This window comes from Chryseobacterium sp. SNU WT5 (assembly GCF_007362475.1).
GTDB lineage: Bacteria > Bacteroidota > Bacteroidia > Flavobacteriales > Weeksellaceae > Kaistella.
This window is the reverse complement of the sequence record NZ_CP041687.1, coordinates 888,913-904,950: the sequence shown is the minus strand read 5'-3', so window position 1 is coordinate 904,950 and position 16,038 is coordinate 888,913. Positions and strand designations below refer to the sequence as shown.

The window sequence follows — 16,038 nt, the reverse complement described above, 5'->3', positions numbered from 1 at the left end:
AACATAAGGTGCAGAAACAACCGATTCTCATTCTTTTTATCTCATTTATAATAGGGATCTTCTTACAGGATTTTTTCCAATGCTCGTCAGTTGCTGTTTATATTATATTGATATTCAGTTTGATAATTGTGACTTTTTGCTTTATTAAGAACTTCTATTTTTATAAAGTTCGCCCAGTGTTGATTGGTTCTTTTGTCATTGGTCTGGGAGTCTTTGCTCATTTTTTACATTCACAGAAGCCTTTATTGCCGGAATTGAAGGGTAAGGAAATGCTCACTTTCAAAGTTTTTAAAAAACTTAATTCAAATGAAAAAAATCGTCGCTACGAAATTACTGCGTGGAAAGGCAGTAATCAATTTCAAAGCGTGATCTCTATTCCCAAACAGGAAGAAGCACTTGATTATCTTCATTACTATCAGGGTGAAGTCTACATCAATAAAGTTGAGAAAGCATACAGTGATTTTCAATTCGATTATCAAAAGTATCTGCAGCGCAAAGGAATTTATTACCAAAGTTATCTGCCAAATACGGTAAAGATTGCGAATCGAACAGATATTAGTTTTTCGGAAAATGTAAAGCAACGACGTCTTGCGGTTTTAACTAGGATTGATCATTCGAAGCTCAATAAGAGAACTCGTGAATTTGTGAAAGGAATTATTCTGGCAGATCGAACAGAAATGGATGAGGGAACCATTCGTGATTTTCGGGATTCTGGAATGATGCATATTTTAGCAATTTCGGGAACTCACGTCGCAATTATATTTGGAGTGATTTTGATGCTGTTGAATTTCGTTTTTCCACCAAAATACCGCAGTTATAAAATTATTGTTGCTTTAATTATAATCTGGTCCTTTGCTTGTTTTATAGATTTTGGAAATTCTGTTGTTCGAAGTTGTTTGATGATTTCTACCTACTATTCATTTGTCTTGTTACAACGGAAAACAGATCTCTTGCATTCTTTGTCGCTAGCGGGTTTAATAATTTTGGTTCTCAATACCAACCAAATTTTTGAAGTTGGTTTTCAGTTAAGTTTTGCTGCGGTTCTTGGAATTTTTTGGTTCAATCAGCCGATTTTAAAAAAATTACCGAAGCCCAAAAATAAATTTCAGAATTTCATTCTCAATATTTTTTCGATAAGTTTAGCCGCACAACTTGCGACTCTTCCGTTGGTGATATTCTATTTTCATCAATATTCTTTTATATCAATTATTGCAAATTTGATTATTATTCCATTTGCTGAAGTACTCATTGTCCTATCTTTGCTTATGGTTGTGCTCATTGCAAGTTCCATCAGTTTCTCCTGGTTGAATATGATTTTTGAGAAACTTATTTCAATGACTTTACAATTGATTCATTTTTTTGCTGATGTTGATTATGCGATGAGCCGAACAATTCCAATGACTCTTTTAGAAGTGGGTGTGCTTTATATTTTACTTTATCTAATAAGATTTCCTTTGAAGAGTTTTACGTTGAAGCATTGTTTTAGAGTGCTATATCTTCTATTGCTTTTTGTAAGTCTTAGATGCCTGCTCAATTATAAGGCAAGCCATCTTAATGAGGTTTTGGTACATCAATTTTTTAAAGAGAAAGTTATTTCAGAGAAAGTTGGAGAGCGTCTTACATTTTATATTTCGGAGAATACGGATCAAATTAAAATAAAACAATATATCATAGATCCTTATCTTTCTTCGCGGCGAATTAAAGCATTTTCCATCACGACCATTCCGAATAATCTACCAGAAATTGAAATTCAAGGTGAAAAATATATTTTAAAGCCTTAAATTACCGTAATTCAATCACAATCTTATTTAGAAAGATTACAAACTAAAATTTTCTGACATTTCTCACATGGATTAACCTCTGCAATTTTCTAACTTTGTAAGAATTCAAATTTAAACATTAATTATGGCAGGATTAACAACTTCTTCTATCGGAAGAAAATACGCAATGGCATTGTCGGCAATGTTTTTGCTCATTTTCCTAATTATGCACCTTTCGGTTAACTTACTCTCACTAGGAGGAGAGGATGGACCGTTCAACGCAGCATCTTATTTCATGGGTTACAATCCGCTGATCCAGTTTGTAATGCAACCTATCCTGGTAATAGGATTAATTTTTCACTTTGTGATGGGCTTTGTTCTTGAAATTAAAAACAATAACGCCAGACCGATAAAGTACGGGATGAACACCCGTTCGGGGAACAGCACCTGGATGTCTAGAAACATGCTTATTACTGGAGCTGTTATTTTAGCTTTTCTTGGATTACACATGTATGATTTCTGGTTTCATGAAATGACTTACAAATATGTTCCTGGTGAAGGTGATGTAAATGATCTAACCAGATTTTGGCCAGAGCTCCATTCAAAATTTTCAGAACTTTGGAGGGTGATTTTCTATGTTATTTCTTTTGTCTTATTGGGATTGCATTTAGCGCATGGATTCCAGTCTTCGTTCCAGTCGATAGGAGCGAGACATCCAAAATACACCCCCGTGATCAAAGCGATTGGAACCTGGTATTCTATCCTTATCCCAGCTGGTTTTATTTTAGTAGCTGTTTATCATTACGTAACTCAATAAATTTTAAGTTTTATATCGACCCTAAAATTTAAAATCTAAAATTTAAAATTTCTAAAAATGAGCAAATTAGATTCAAAAATTCCGGCTGGTCCTGTAGCGGACAAATGGAAAAATCATAAAGATCATATGAACTTAGTTTCACCAAATAACCGTGATAAAATTGATATCATTGTTGTTGGAACGGGTTTAGCAGGTGGTTCTGCTGCTGCAACTTTAGCAGAACAAGGCTATAATGTGAAAGCATTTTGCTATCAGGACTCACCAAGAAGAGCGCACTCAATTGCTGCGCAAGGTGGTATTAATGCCGCTAAAAATTATCAAGGTGATGGAGATTCTACTTACAGATTATTTTACGATACTATCAAAGGTGGAGATTATCGTTCCAGAGAAGCAAATGTATACAGGCTGGCAGAAGTTTCTGCAAGCATTATCGACCAATGTGTCGCACAAGGTGTTCCTTTCGGAAGAGAATATGGCGGACAATTAGATAATCGTTCTTTTGGTGGAGTTCAGGTTAAAAGAACTTTTTATGCCAAAGGACAAACAGGACAACAGTTATTATTAGGAGCTTATTCAGCCATGAGCCGACAGATCGGTAAAGGAAGAATTAAAATGCATAACCGTCACGAAATGCTTGATTTAGTAATCGTTGATGGCAAAGCAAGAGGAATTATCGCAAGAAATTTAGTGACTGGAGAAATCGAAAGACATTCTGCTCACGCTGTGGTTATTGCTTCTGGTGGGTATGGAAATGTTTATTTCCTTTCTACTAATGCAATGGGCTCTAATGTTTCTGCAGCTTGGAAAATTCATAAAAAAGGAGCGTATTTCGCAAATCCTTGTTATGTACAAATTCACCCAACTTGTATTCCCGTTCACGGAACCGCACAATCTAAACTGACTTTGATGTCAGAATCTTTAAGAAACTCGGGAAGAATCTGGGTTCCAAAAAATATCGAAGATGCTGTTGCGATTCGCGAAGGCAAATTAAAACCTGAAAATATCGCTCACGAAAATCGCGATTATTATTTAGAAAGAAGATATCCTGCATTTGGTAACTTAGTTCCAAGAGATGTTGCTTCTAGGGCTGCTAAGGAAAGATGTGATGCTGGTTATGGTATTGAAAATAATGATACTCACGAAGGTGTCTATTTAGATTTCTCTACAGAGATTACTAAAAAAGGAAAAGAAGCAGCAATCGAGCAAAATATTCATAATCCTACAGAACAGCAGATTTATGATTTAGGAAAATCGTGGATCGAAGAAAAATATGGTAACTTATTCGTAATGTATGAAAAGATTACTGCGGACAATCCATATGTAACCCCAATGAAAATTTATCCGGCAGTTCATTACACAATGGGTGGTGTTTGGGTTGATTATAACCTACAATCCACAATTCCTGGTTGTTTTGTAATTGGTGAAGCTAACTTCTCTGATCACGGAGCGAACAGATTAGGAGCCTCTGCTTTAATGCAAGGTCTCGCAGATGGGTATTTTGTATTACCTTACACGATCGCAGATTACCTTTCCGCAGATATTCGAACAGGTACCATATCCACCGATAATGCCGAGTTTGATACTGCTGAAAAAGAAATTCAAGATAAAGTGAACTTCTTCATCAATAATAAAGGAACGCACAGTGTAGATCATTTCCATAAAAAATTGGGTCACATTATGTGGAACAAGGTGGGAATGGGAAGAACTCCGGAAGGTTTAAGAGAGGCAATTCAAGAGATTGAAGAAGTAAGAAAAGATTTCTGGGCGAATGTAAGAGTTCCAGGGGAAGCAAATGAAATGAATATGGAGCTGGAAAAAGCGTTCCGTGTTGCAGATTTCTTGGAGCTAGGACAGTTAATGGCTAAAGATGCTTTGGAAAGAAGAGAATCTTGTGGAGGACATTTCCGTTGGGATCATGCAACACCAGAAGGTGAAGCAGAGAGAGATGACGAAAACTTCAAATATGTTGCTGCTTGGGAGTATAACGGTTCAGACATCAACCAGGAAGTAATGCATAAGGAGGATTTGATTTATGAAAATATCGAAGTCAAAACTAGAAGTTATAAATAATCTCCAAAAAATATAAAGAAAATGAGTGCTAAAAAAGGATTAAGCCTGACTCTGAAAATTTGGAGACAGAAAAATAATAAATCAAAAGGACAGTTCGAGACTTATAAAATTTCCGATGTTTCTACGGATTCATCATTTTTGGAAATGCTGGATATGCTCAACGAAAACCTAGTTAATGAAGGTCAGGAGCCGATTGCTTTCGACCATGATTGTCGCGAAGGAATTTGTGGAATGTGTTCTTTGTACATCAACGGTCGCCCGCACGGACCAGACACTGGAATTACCACTTGTCAGTTGCACATGAGAATGTTCAAAGATGGTGAAACAATCCATATCGAACCTTGGAGAAGTGCTGCTTTTCCAATTATTAAAGATTTAGTAGTAGATAGAAGCTCTTTTGACCGCGTAATGGCTGCTGGAGGTTTTATCTCTGTAAATACTTCAGGTAATACACTTGATGCCAATGCGATTTTGGTCCCTAAGGAAGATGCTGATAGCGCAATGGATGCCGCTGCTTGTATCGGTTGTGGAGCTTGTGTTGCTACTTGTAAAAATGGTTCCGCAATGTTGTTCGTTGGTGCTAAAGTTTCTCAGTTCGCTTTACTTCCTCAAGGTCGAGTAGAAGCAGAAAGAAGAGTGCTGAATATGGTGAAAACGATGGATGAAGAAGGTTTTGGTAACTGTTCAAATACTGGTGCTTGTGAAGTAGAATGTCCGAAAGGAATTACTTTAGAAGTAATCGCTAGAATGAATAGAGAATATTTTGTTGCTAACCTTGACAAAGGATAAATTAGTAAAATAATAGTTAACAAACTGCTTTCAGAAATGAAGGCAGTTTTTGTTTTGTTAAACTTTCACAAAACTTCACATTTAATTTTTAATAACTCGGTGAAAACCTTATTTTTGCCTGTCTTGATATAAATCGATCTCGAGATATAACTATTAATTAAAAAAGTAAAATAATAAAGATGAGCAAGTATTTATTAATGCTGTTAGTTGCGTTTGTTACAATGTCATGTTCAAAGAAAGTAGAAGTTACTGGTAATTTTGCTGGTGGTTCTCCTTTAGAAAGGATAGAATTCATAGAAGCTTCAGGTGTCGCAACGCTACCCTTGGTGAATATGGGTGTAGATGCAAAAGGCAATTTTGCAGGAAGTTTTGACGCACCAAAAGATGGGATGTATATCATGACTTACGGTGGTAAGCAAGCTAATATCTATTTAAAGGGCGGTCAGAAATTGAATATTTCTGGACAGGCAGTAAATTTCCCAGCTAAATTCACAGTAACGGGTGATGCGAAGAAAAATAATGATTTCCTACAGGAAATTCAAACTTTAATTCAAGATTATGCTGGAAAGATCAACGTTCAGGAATTGGTGAGTAAGGATGAGGCAGCCTTCTTAAAAGGGGTCGAAAAAATTAGAGCTGATCTTGATAAGCATATTGATACTGCTGCTAAAAAAACATCTCCAGACAAAGATGTGATAGAGTTTAAGAAAGATGAGCTGAATGCAAGTATTCTTGGATTGATGAATCAATATGAAATGAACCATGGACAAATTACTCAAAATGCCGCTTTTAAAGTAACTAAAAACTTCACAGATGCTGAAGCAAAGCTTAAAAAGGAGGAAGGCAGATTGCTTAAAAATCAGCCAATTTATAGAAACTATTTGTTAGGTAAGTTAAGTCCTGAATTCCAAAAGTACTCGGAAGCGCATAAAGTAACTGCGACAGAGCCTTCTTCTATAGAGTTTTCGAAATTTTTAGATACTAAAAAAGACATGTCGCAATTAGCGAAGGACTATCTATTAGCTTTTGTTATCTCAAACAGTGATATCAATCCTTCTACAACTCCAGCTGATGCTGCGAAAATTAGTAAGCTTGTTCAGGATAAAATTAAAGACGTAGAAATTAAAAAAGATTTGGAACGAATTCAATTCGTGATCTCCGGACCAAAAATTGGTGAAGCGGCGCCTTCTTCAAAATTAATTACTATTGAAGGAAAAGAGTTTAAACTAAGCGATATTAAAGGAAAGCCAGCCATGGTGATGTTCTACGCATCTTGGAATCCCTACATTTCAGAATCTGCAATGCCTGTGATGAAAGAGGTTGCTAATTTCTATAAATCGAAAATGGATTTCGTTTTTGTAAATTTAGACGATACTAAAGACCAATTTACCAAAACAAGTAATGCGATGCTAAGTGGTATTAAAGGCACAAAGGTATATGCAGAAAATGGAATGAACTCTCAAATTGCTAAAGATTTAGGAATTTATGGTTTTAAACTTCCTTCCTTTATGGTAATTGACAAAGATGGGAAAGTAGCCAGTAAAGTTTTCTATAACTTAGGTGATGAGGAATTAATTAAAGTTTTGGATAAAATGACTGGTCTTAAGGCTCCGGAAGCACCACAAGGAGCAGTATTGCAGAATGATCTTGTTGAGCCACCGATGGCAATGCCAGAAACACCAGCGAGCAAATAAATAATAAAAATACTATACCTGATCCTGCATGAGAAAATCTTGCAGGATTTTTTATATCTTAGTCTAAATTTCAATATGAGCAAAGATCTTTTAATTCCAAGAAATATACTTTACCTTTTAATAATCGTCGGGTTCGTTATAAATTTTCTAAACTTAGTGCTTAAGTTAGAAGATTATGGAATTTCTGACAGCGTAGGAAAATCTTTGGTTTTTTTCGCGATGCTGGCAAGTTTCATAGCTACAGCGGTACTCATTATTGATGTATTTGTCAATAATGTAGATGGTAAATATCTCTGGACGTTAGTGTTTCTTTTTTCAGGAGGTTTTCTTGGTTATTTTTACTTACGCAATCGCTCTTATTATACTTCAAAATCAAAATAAAATATAGTTTTTTGTCCTAAAATTGGAATCAAGACAAAACGGGATGATATTCCGTTTTTTTTATTTTAAAACGTTACTTTTGCGTCCAGATTAATTATCATGAGAAAGAAGAATAAAAATATTATCTTAGAAAACATATTGCTGGTTTCAGCTGGATCAAAAGGTGTTGCTGTTGGGAAAACTGATGAAGGAAAAACCGTTTTGGTTTCTGGTGCAGTTCCAGGAGATGTCGTAAATGCTCGCGTAAAAAAATCAAAATCCAACTATTACGAAGCAGAAGTTGCGGAGATCGTTATAAAATCGCCGTTTAGAGTGGAGCCGAGATGTATTCACTTTGGTGTTTGTGGTGGTTGTAAGTGGCAAAATCTTTCTTATGAAAAACAACTGGAATTTAAACAAGACGAAGTTTATAACCATATTAAAAGAATTGCGGGAATCGAAGATTTTGAAACCTTACCAATTCTTGGAAGTGAGGAGCAGTATTTCTATCGTAATAAAATGGAATTTTCGTTTTCTGATGCACGTTGGTTAACGCAATACGAAATTAGTTCCGAAGAAAATTTTGGAAACAGAGATGCTTTAGGATTTCATATTCCAGGAATGTGGAGTAAAATTTTGGATTTAAAAGAGTGTTTTCTGCAGGAAGATCCTTCCAACGCGATGCGGTTGGCGATTAAAAACTATGCGGTGGAAAACGGTTTAGAATTTTTTGACGTTAGAGGTCAAGCTGGATTTTTAAGAACGGTGATGTTTCGTCAAAATTCAAAAGGAGAGTGGATGGTCTTATTCCAACTCTTTCGGAATGATAAAGTAAGCAGAGAAAAGCTCTTTGATTTTTTACTTGAAAAATTTCCTGAAATTAAAACGTTGCTTTTTGCTGTTAATTCCAAACAGAATGATTCTATTTATGATCAGGAAGTCCAAACCTATTTCGGCGATGGATTTTTAATGGAAGAGATGGAAGGCTTACAATTTAAAATAGGACCGAAATCTTTTTTCCAAACCAACTATAAACAAGCATTAAATTTATATCAAAAAACTTTAGAATTTGCAGATTTAAAGGGTGATGAGGTTGTATATGACCTTTACACTGGAACTGGAACGATTGCTCAATACGTTGCCAGAAAAGCAAAACAGGTTATTGGTATAGAATCTGTGCAAGAATCAATTAATGCAGCAAAAGAACATGCAGAATTGAATGGTTTGACAAACTGTACTTTTTATTGTGGTGATATGAAAGAAATCTTCAATGATGAATTTATTGCCCAACATCCTAAAGCAGATGTGCTGATTACAGACCCACCGAGAGATGGTATGCACCAAAAAGTGGTAGGACAAATTCTTAGATTGGCTCCTGAAAAAATAGTTTATGTAAGTTGTAATTCTGCAACACAGGCAAGAGATCTGGCATTAATGAAAGAACATTATAAACTCGTGAAGATCTTACCGGTAGATATGTTTCCACAAACGCATCACGTAGAAAATATTGCTCTTTTAGTAAGAATTTAATTACATTTGATCGATGAAATTCTTGAAATTATTATTTTTTTCGATTTTTCTCCTATCGCTTTTTTCATGCGGAGGAGATGATGATATCTGTGTAAGCGGTGAAGCGACGCCAAGAATGAAAATAAAATTCAAGACCCAAGCCAGTGGAAAGCTTAAAACTTTAGATTCTCTTTTCATTAAAGTAGATTACGGAAATGGACCAATAGCGGTAGTTGCAAATGCTTCCAAAACAGATTCTGTCATAATTCCTTTGCGAGTTGATGATTCTCCTTTCACAAAAATTTACGTTGGGCTTTCCAAAGACGCTGTAAATTCTGTAATTAAAATAAACTACAATACCGTTTCAGAATATGTTTCGCCAGCATGTGGTATCAAAAAAACATATAAAGATCTAAACTCCATAGTAGAAACTCCCGCAGCAGTTTTGTCTGTTGAACAAAATCAAAATCAAATTACTGATGAAAGCAAAACACATCTTTTCCTTCTTTTTTAGTTTTATTTTGATAAATGCTATCGCACAAAAGAAGCAGGATTCTCTACAAACGAAATGGAAATACAATCCGAATTTCTCCGTGGGGATCGATGTTCTAAACGCTGGTTTAGCAGTATTCTCTGACAGGAAATTAATTCAGGGATTCGTTTCCACAAATGTTATTGGTAAGTGGTATGCGATTGCGGATGTAGGTTTTGAAAAAAATATCTACCAAAAAAATGGATATGACGCTAGTATAAATGGATCTTTCTTAAAAATAGGTGCTTTATATATGTTGGCTAATGATAAAGAAGATGTCCGAAATGGTTTTCTGGCGGGAGGTAAATTAGCAGGTTCTTTTTATAATCAGGAATATCTTGCCGTACCGATTCGGGGGTTTGGGAATAATGAAATGTCGCAAAGCTTTCCCGCTTCTAAACAAAGTTCGTACTGGATTGAAGCCAGCGTAGGAGGAAGAGTTCATTTATTTGAATCTCCTTTTTTTATAGAAGTTACGATGCAACCTAAATATTTGGTTTTCACTACAACGCAAGAGGGTATCCAGCCAATGATTGTCCCTGGTTTTGGTAAAAGCTCTTCCAAATTTAATATGGGTTTTTCCTGGAATGTTGCCTATTCCTTTTAAATAATTTATTCCCTATATTTTCGTATAGAAATTCATATAGTTTCTCTCGCTTATTAGTAGCTATTTTTAGTGATATCATTAATTATTGATATTTTTGAATAGACTATTGCTATGTTTTGATAGCTATTTCTCTCTTCTTTATTAAAATTCGTAAAACGTATTTTGACAACGGCTAAATTTAAATTACTTTTGGAAAAAATTATATTATATTTTTTAAACACAAATATGAAAAAGACATTTATTATTTTACTTTGCGGGTTGATGAGCTCTTTAGCTTTCGCACAGTGGAGTCCAACATCTTTACAAGATGGGAAAGTTCGACCTACATCTGAAAGTCAAAAACACTACTCGTTAGATATAAAAGCTTTGAGAGCTAAGCTTTCCAGCGCAGTAGAAACTGGTAGAGGTTCAGTTCCGGTTGAAATTAACATTCCAACTCTTAATGGTAAGATCGAAAGATTTGCAGTGTATAGTTCACCAGTAGTAGTAAAGTCTCTTGCTGATCGATTAGAGTTAGGATCTTATGTTGGTGTAGGTGTTGATGATCCTACTGCTTATATAAGATTTAGTATAGCACCAAATGATTTTCAGTCGATGATGCTGAAAAATGGAGTTTACGAATTTATTGAACCTCAGAATGCTGATAAATCAGTTTATGGAGTGCATCCAAAGACCAACAAGATCAATTCTGATAAAGCTTTCGTATGTTCTACCAATGAACCTGCGATGAATAAGGAACAAATGGAAAAACTCTATTCTGCAGGAAAAAATTTCACTAATAATCCGGCAGATTTCAGTAAATCTTCCGATAGAAAATATAGAACGATGCGTCTTGCAATGTCTGTTACAGCAGAGTATACGCAATATTTCGGTGGTGTTTCTCAAGCTTTAACTGCAATTAACGCTACTTTAACGCGTGTTAATTTTGTATTTGAAAAAGACTTTGCTTTAAAGTTAATTTTACAAGATTTACCACAACTTATTTACACAGACCCAGAAACAGATCCATATTCATCATTAGGTAAATGGAACTTTGAATTACAGAAAACACTTACAGCAGTGGTGGGAGAAAGTAATTACGATATTGGTCACCTGTTTGGTGCTTCCGGTGGTGGTGGAAGTGCTGGTTGTATTGGCTGTGTCTGTATTAGTCCTGAATTAGATGTGAATGGGATCCCTATGGAAAATGGAAAAGGTTCGGGCATTACTTCGCCTGCGAATGCAATTCCTCAAGGCGATTCTTTCGATATTGATTACGTTGCTCATGAAATGGGTCATCAGTTAGGAGCCAATCATACCTTCGCACATAAATTAGAATCACGCCTGCAAAACGTCGAACCAGGATCTGGATCAACGATCATGGGATATGCAGGTATTACTGCTGATAATGTGCAAATGAACTCAGATCCTTATTTTCATATTAATTCGATCATTCAAGTTCAGAATAATCTGGTTTCAAAGCAATGTGATATAGAAACCGCTATGATTAACAATCCACCGGTGATTACTGCAATGCCACAGATCACGATTCCTAAAGGCACTGCTTTTTCATTAACTGCTCAAGCGACTGATGTTGAGAATAATCCATTAACTTACACGTGGGAGCAAACGGACAATGCAACAGACATCATTACAAAAAGTAATTTAGGCAAGACGAACAATGGTGCTTCTTTCCGATCGGTAATGGGTACAGCAAACCCCGTTAGGTACTTTCCAAAGTTTGAGACCGTTCTTGGCGGTTTGGTTAGAAATCCCGATGGTTGGGAATCTGTATCAATGGTAGCTAGAACCAGCAACTTTAAAGTAACGGTTCGGGACAACAATCCAGATCCAATGCAGCAACAAACTGAAACTGCATTACAAAGTGTTGTCACAAGCCCAAATGGGCCCTTTAAAATTACCAGTTTAACTTTATATAATAATGAGGTCAGACCATTAACTTGGGATGTAGCGGGAACCAATGCAGCTCCTTTTAACGCAACTAATGTTAAAATTGATTATACTGTCGATAATGGAACAACATGGACTGTTTTAGCAAATTCAACCCCTAACGATGGAACTGAGCCTTTTGATGTAACCCCTTTTGCAACTGGGACAATCGTTAAGGTCAGAATTTCTGCGATAGGAAATGTTTTTTACACGATTGATCCAGTAAAGATATCCAGTGTTATCGCTTGTGATGGTACCGCGCCATCGCTATTAGAAGTTTCTTCAGTAGATGTTAATACTGCTGTAGTTACTTGGGATGCAGTTTCTAATGCTACCTATATTCTAAGGTATAAAAAATCTACGGATGTTTCATTTACAGATATACCTGTTGCAACCAACAGTTATACTTTGGACTATCTATCAGAAGGAACTCAATATAACGTTCAGGTAGCCGCAGTATGCTTAGGCAGTACTGGTACCTTTACGCCTTCTACAACCTTTCAGACGATTGTTCGACCGTATTGTACTGCAGCAGCGGCTAACACTACTTTTGAGATAATTAATAATGTTACTTTTTCTAATATTAATAATAGTTCTATTACAAAAGACGGGTACGAAGATTTCACTGCCATTGTAGGAAATGTATTTAGAGGAACTTCCTATAACTTTTCAGCAACTGCCGATAAGTCTTACTCTAGTGATGAATTAAGAGTTTGGATCGACTTTAACAATAACAGGTTATTTGAAGATGAGACGGAACTGGTTCTAATAACCGCAAAAAAAGCAGCACCGTGGGAAGGTATGATCACTATTCCGGCAGATGCCAAAATTGGCTTAACGCGCATGAGAGTTAGAATGCAGGATACTAATTATGGGATGAATAATGCGGCTTGCGGTACTAATTCATATGGGCAAGTTGAAGATTATACCATCAATATTGAAGCAGCTGCTGCAACTGACAACGTACATAAGTCGAAAATTCAAATTTATCCGAATCCTGTAGAAGATATTTTAAATGTATCACTAGTTTCTAAGAATGCTACTTACGTTATTTACAGTATCTCAGGACAGCTTATTTCGAAAGGTAAAATCATAGATAATAAAATTGCTGTTTCAGAATTAAACAGGGGCATATACCTTATTGCAATTGAGAATGATGGAGATGTAAGCCAAATGAAATTTATTAAAAAATAAGAAATAATATTTATAAAGAAAAGTCTCTGGGGTATCCTGGAGGCTTTTTTGCTTAAACATTAATATTAAGACTATTCTATTAGGAAAAGTTTTGAAGTTTTAACCAAACTTTAACCTTAATTTGCAGTCTAACCTATAGTTATATGATGAAAAATTCATTTATTTTGTTGACTATATGAAGAAGTTTTTACTGCTGATAGCATTCGCTTTTATGGCCAAAGTGCAAGCCCAGTTTTTTAGCGGAGAGATTGTTATAAAAGATAAATCTATTTACTACTTAAATCAAATTTTTGTAACCAATATCACTTCTCATACAACGGTTTATACTGACTATTTCGGTACTTTTAAAATTCCTGCAAAACCTGGGGATATAATACGTTTTACTTCAATTGTTACTGATAGAAAAGATATAACGTTGACGCAGGAACAGGTACAGACACCAAATAATTTTGTAGAATTAAAAGTAGCCTACTACGACATTCAAGAGGTGGTAATCAGTAAATTTAAACCTACAGGAAATCTTCGTAAAGACGTCACTTCGCTCAAAAATGGAGAGAAAACGCTCGCTTTACAGCGAATGATAGGCTTGCCAACACCGAAAGGAGACGGAACTCCTCCATTACTACCCGTTGCAGGATTTACTGGGGGCGGATTAACATTTAACTTAGGGAGTATTTATGATATATTTTCAGGAGAGCGAAAAAAACAAGAACGTGCGCAGCAATATGAAAAAATGAATTCTAATGTTGCCAATATTAGAAATTATTTTGGTGCCGCTTATTTTACAAACTTGAAAATACCCGTTAATTTAATTGACAACTTTCTACAGTTTGTATATACTTCAGATGATATTTCTCCTTATGTGGAAGCGAATAACTATGAAGCAATCTCAATTTATATAGATAAATATTTACCAATTTACCAGCGTCGTTTAAAAAACTCTAATTTGATGCAGGAAATAAATTAAGTTCTAATCCTTACCGATCAATTTATTTTTACTGATAATTCTTTATCTTTGCGCTCTTACTTTACGGTCTGATAATGATGTCGCGTATTCAACTTTGTTAAGAGTTTTTAAGTAGTATTTATTTTAGAGTAAAATGCTCTTAGAATTTTTTGCAAATTGAAGTTGTCAGTTTTATGACTGTTATAAATGAAATACATACGCCGCACAAATTTCTGTACCACAGTAAATTTTTAAATAGAATATGGGTAAAAATAAAATGGCAAGATTTGCCGAAAATAAAATTCTTCCGAATGTATTTCAACCTACCAGAGAGGAAGCATTGGCAGATTATCATTTAAAAGGGAAGTGGCGCCAGAATGTTTTCAAGAATGAAAATCCTATCGTGTTAGAACTGGGATGTGGCAAGGGAGAATACTCTGTAGGTTTAGCAAAAGCATTCCCCGAGAAAAACTTTATTGGAATTGATATTAAAGGTGCTAGATTTTGGTTTGGAGCCAAAGATGCTATTGAAAATACTCTAACCAATGTTGCCTTTGTAAGAACTCAAATTGAACTGATCGATCACTTCTTTGCTGAGGATGAAATTGATGAGATTTGGATTACTTTTCCGGATCCACAGATTAAATATAGACGTACTAAACACAGAATGACTCATCCAGACTTTTTAGAAAGATATCAGAAAATTCTAAAGAAAGAAGGGGTAATGCATTTAAAAACAGACTCTGAGTTTCTACATGGTTACACATTAGGACTGCTTCAGGGCTTAGGTCATGAGATTATGTTTGCCAACCATGATATTTATGGCGCGCCGGAATTCGATCCTGAAACTCCTCTGTTACGAGAAATTAAAACCTATTATGAAGGCCTGTTTGAATCCAAAGGAAAAACCATTACGTATATTAAATTTAGGTTGAAATAAGTTTTATTTCACTGCTAGTCTTTGTTAGATAGATAAACAAAAAAAGGTTCAGAAATAATTCTGAACCTTTTTTTATATGTAAGATATGATCTTATTCCGCAGCGGGAGCTGAAGCTTCAGATGTGAAATCTGCATCAGTTTCTGCTGATACTTTTTCTCCTTCTTCTTTGGATTTTTCCTTGTCTGCTTTTCTTTGAGACAAACCGTCTTTGATTGAAGATGAAACAATGCTCAACAACATATCAATAGATTTAGATGCATCATCATTACCAGGAATTACGTATTCCACTTTTCTTGGGTCAGAGTTTGTATCTACGATTGCAAAAATTGGAATTCCCAATTTCTTAGCCTCAGTTACAGCGATGTGTTCTTTCATAATATCAACAACAAAAAGTGCTGATGGAAGACGAACCATGTCAGAAATTGAACCTAAATTTTTCTCCAGGTTAGCTCTTTGACGATCAACCTGAAGTCTTTCTTTTTTAGATAAAGTTTCGAAAGTTCCGTCTTTCTTCATTTTATCAATGTGGTTCATTTTCTTAACAGCTTTACGGATCGTAACAAAGTTTGTTAACATTCCTCCTGGCCATCTTTCAGTAATATAAGGCATATTAAGTTCTGCTGCATATTTCGCTACAACTTCTTTCGCTTGCTTTTTAGTAGCTACGAAAAGAACTTTTTTACCTGCAGAAGTGATTTTTTCTAAAGCTGAACAAGCTTCGTCTAATTTCACAGCTGTTTTATGTAAGTCTACGATGTGAATACCGTTTTTCTCCATAAAAATGTATGGAGCCATATTTGGATTCCACTTTCTGGTCATGTGACCAAAGTGTACTCCTGCCTCTAAAAGGTCTTTAACATTTGCTTTTGCCATGTCTCTTTTTTGTTTTT

The 16,038-nt window shown here is 35.4% G+C and carries 13 protein-coding genes; 12 read left to right on the top strand and 1 reads right to left on the bottom strand.

Annotated elements, in window-relative coordinates; genetic code table 11:
* The first annotated feature begins 8 nt into the window (after positions 1-8).
* The 12 genes from FNJ88_RS04250 (at position 9) to trmB (ending at position 15,147) form a co-directional block, all read left to right on the top strand.
* Positions 9-1,781 carry a ComEC/Rec2 family competence protein gene (locus FNJ88_RS04250; protein ID WP_143851912.1) on the top strand — a complete coding sequence of 591 codons (1,773 nt, stop codon included), beginning with the start codon at positions 9-11 and terminating at the stop codon, positions 1,779-1,781.
* Positions 1,782-1,905: 124 nt separating this feature from the next.
* Positions 1,906-2,577, top strand: coding sequence for a succinate dehydrogenase cytochrome b subunit (locus tag FNJ88_RS04245; RefSeq protein ID WP_143851911.1), 672 nt, complete (start codon positions 1,906-1,908; stop codon positions 2,575-2,577).
* Positions 2,578-2,634: 57 nt separating this feature from the next.
* Positions 2,635-4,647, top strand: coding sequence for a fumarate reductase/succinate dehydrogenase flavoprotein subunit (locus tag FNJ88_RS04240; protein ID WP_143851910.1), 2,013 nt, complete (start codon positions 2,635-2,637; stop codon positions 4,645-4,647).
* A gap of 21 nt (positions 4,648-4,668) precedes the next feature.
* Positions 4,669-5,436, top strand: coding sequence for a succinate dehydrogenase/fumarate reductase iron-sulfur subunit (locus tag FNJ88_RS04235; RefSeq protein ID WP_143851909.1), 768 nt, complete (start codon positions 4,669-4,671; stop codon positions 5,434-5,436).
* Between the two features lie 179 nt (positions 5,437-5,615).
* A complete protein-coding gene (locus FNJ88_RS04230; RefSeq protein WP_143851908.1) occupies positions 5,616-7,130 on the top strand; it encodes a TlpA family protein disulfide reductase in 1,515 nt (504 codons plus the stop codon).
* Between the two features lie 75 nt (positions 7,131-7,205).
* Complete coding sequence (locus tag FNJ88_RS04225; protein ID WP_143851907.1) at positions 7,206-7,511, top strand: hypothetical protein; 306 nt, start codon at positions 7,206-7,208, stop codon at positions 7,509-7,511.
* A 99-nt stretch (positions 7,512-7,610) separates the two neighbouring features.
* The gene (gene rlmD, locus FNJ88_RS04220; protein ID WP_143851906.1) at positions 7,611-9,020 is read left to right on the top strand and encodes a 23S rRNA (uracil(1939)-C(5))-methyltransferase RlmD; all 1,410 of its coding nucleotides are present in this window, start codon (positions 7,611-7,613) and stop codon (positions 9,018-9,020) included.
* Between the two features lie 13 nt (positions 9,021-9,033).
* Positions 9,034-9,513 carry a DUF6452 family protein gene (locus tag FNJ88_RS04215; protein WP_143851905.1) on the top strand — a complete coding sequence of 160 codons (480 nt, stop codon included), beginning with the start codon at positions 9,034-9,036 and terminating at the stop codon, positions 9,511-9,513.
* Entirely contained in the window at positions 9,479-10,138 is a 660-nt protein-coding gene (locus FNJ88_RS04210; RefSeq protein WP_143851903.1) for a DUF6048 family protein, read from the top strand. Before FNJ88_RS04215 ends, FNJ88_RS04210 begins: the two co-directional genes overlap by 35 nt.
* Before the next feature lie 225 nt (positions 10,139-10,363).
* Entirely contained in the window at positions 10,364-13,261 is a 2,898-nt protein-coding gene (locus FNJ88_RS04205; RefSeq protein WP_143851901.1) for a reprolysin-like metallopeptidase, read from the top strand.
* Positions 13,262-13,436: 175 nt separating this feature from the next.
* Positions 13,437-14,228 (top strand): hypothetical protein, encoded by a 792-nt coding sequence (locus tag FNJ88_RS04200; protein ID WP_143851900.1) that lies wholly within the window; start codon positions 13,437-13,439, stop codon positions 14,226-14,228.
* Positions 14,229-14,469: 241 nt separating this feature from the next.
* The gene (trmB, locus tag FNJ88_RS04195; RefSeq protein WP_143851898.1) at positions 14,470-15,147 is read left to right on the top strand and encodes a tRNA (guanosine(46)-N7)-methyltransferase TrmB; all 678 of its coding nucleotides are present in this window, start codon (positions 14,470-14,472) and stop codon (positions 15,145-15,147) included.
* 91 nt (positions 15,148-15,238) lie between these two features.
* Here trmB and rpsB read toward each other — a convergent pair whose 3' ends face one another.
* Positions 15,239-16,021 (bottom strand): 30S ribosomal protein S2, encoded by a 783-nt coding sequence (gene rpsB, locus FNJ88_RS04190; RefSeq protein ID WP_143851897.1) that lies wholly within the window; start codon positions 16,019-16,021, stop codon positions 15,239-15,241.
* Positions 16,022-16,038 lie beyond the last annotated feature (17 nt).

Excerpts from the sequence above, each read along its gene's own strand:
- FNJ88_RS04245 (WP_143851911.1), top strand. The coding sequence starts at position 1,906 with ATGGCAGGATTAACAACTTCTTCTATCGGAAGAAAATACGCAATGGCA.
- FNJ88_RS04240 (WP_143851910.1), top strand. The coding sequence starts at position 2,635 with ATGAGCAAATTAGATTCAAAAATTCCGGCTGGTCCTGTAGCGGACAAA.
- FNJ88_RS04235 (WP_143851909.1), top strand. The coding sequence starts at position 4,669 with ATGAGTGCTAAAAAAGGATTAAGCCTGACTCTGAAAATTTGGAGACAG.
- FNJ88_RS04230 (WP_143851908.1), top strand. The coding sequence starts at position 5,616 with ATGAGCAAGTATTTATTAATGCTGTTAGTTGCGTTTGTTACAATGTCA.
- FNJ88_RS04225 (WP_143851907.1), top strand. The coding sequence starts at position 7,206 with ATGAGCAAAGATCTTTTAATTCCAAGAAATATACTTTACCTTTTAATA.
- rlmD (WP_143851906.1), top strand. The coding sequence starts at position 7,611 with ATGAGAAAGAAGAATAAAAATATTATCTTAGAAAACATATTGCTGGTT.
- FNJ88_RS04215 (WP_143851905.1), top strand. The coding sequence starts at position 9,034 with ATGAAATTCTTGAAATTATTATTTTTTTCGATTTTTCTCCTATCGCTT.
- FNJ88_RS04210 (WP_143851903.1), top strand. The coding sequence starts at position 9,479 with ATGAAAGCAAAACACATCTTTTCCTTCTTTTTTAGTTTTATTTTGATA.
- FNJ88_RS04205 (WP_143851901.1), top strand. The coding sequence starts at position 10,364 with ATGAAAAAGACATTTATTATTTTACTTTGCGGGTTGATGAGCTCTTTA.
- FNJ88_RS04200 (WP_143851900.1), top strand. The coding sequence starts at position 13,437 with ATGAAGAAGTTTTTACTGCTGATAGCATTCGCTTTTATGGCCAAAGTG.
- trmB (WP_143851898.1), top strand. The coding sequence starts at position 14,470 with ATGGGTAAAAATAAAATGGCAAGATTTGCCGAAAATAAAATTCTTCCG.
- rpsB (WP_143851897.1), bottom strand. The coding sequence starts at position 16,021 with ATGGCAAAAGCAAATGTTAAAGACCTTTTAGAGGCAGGAGTACACTTT.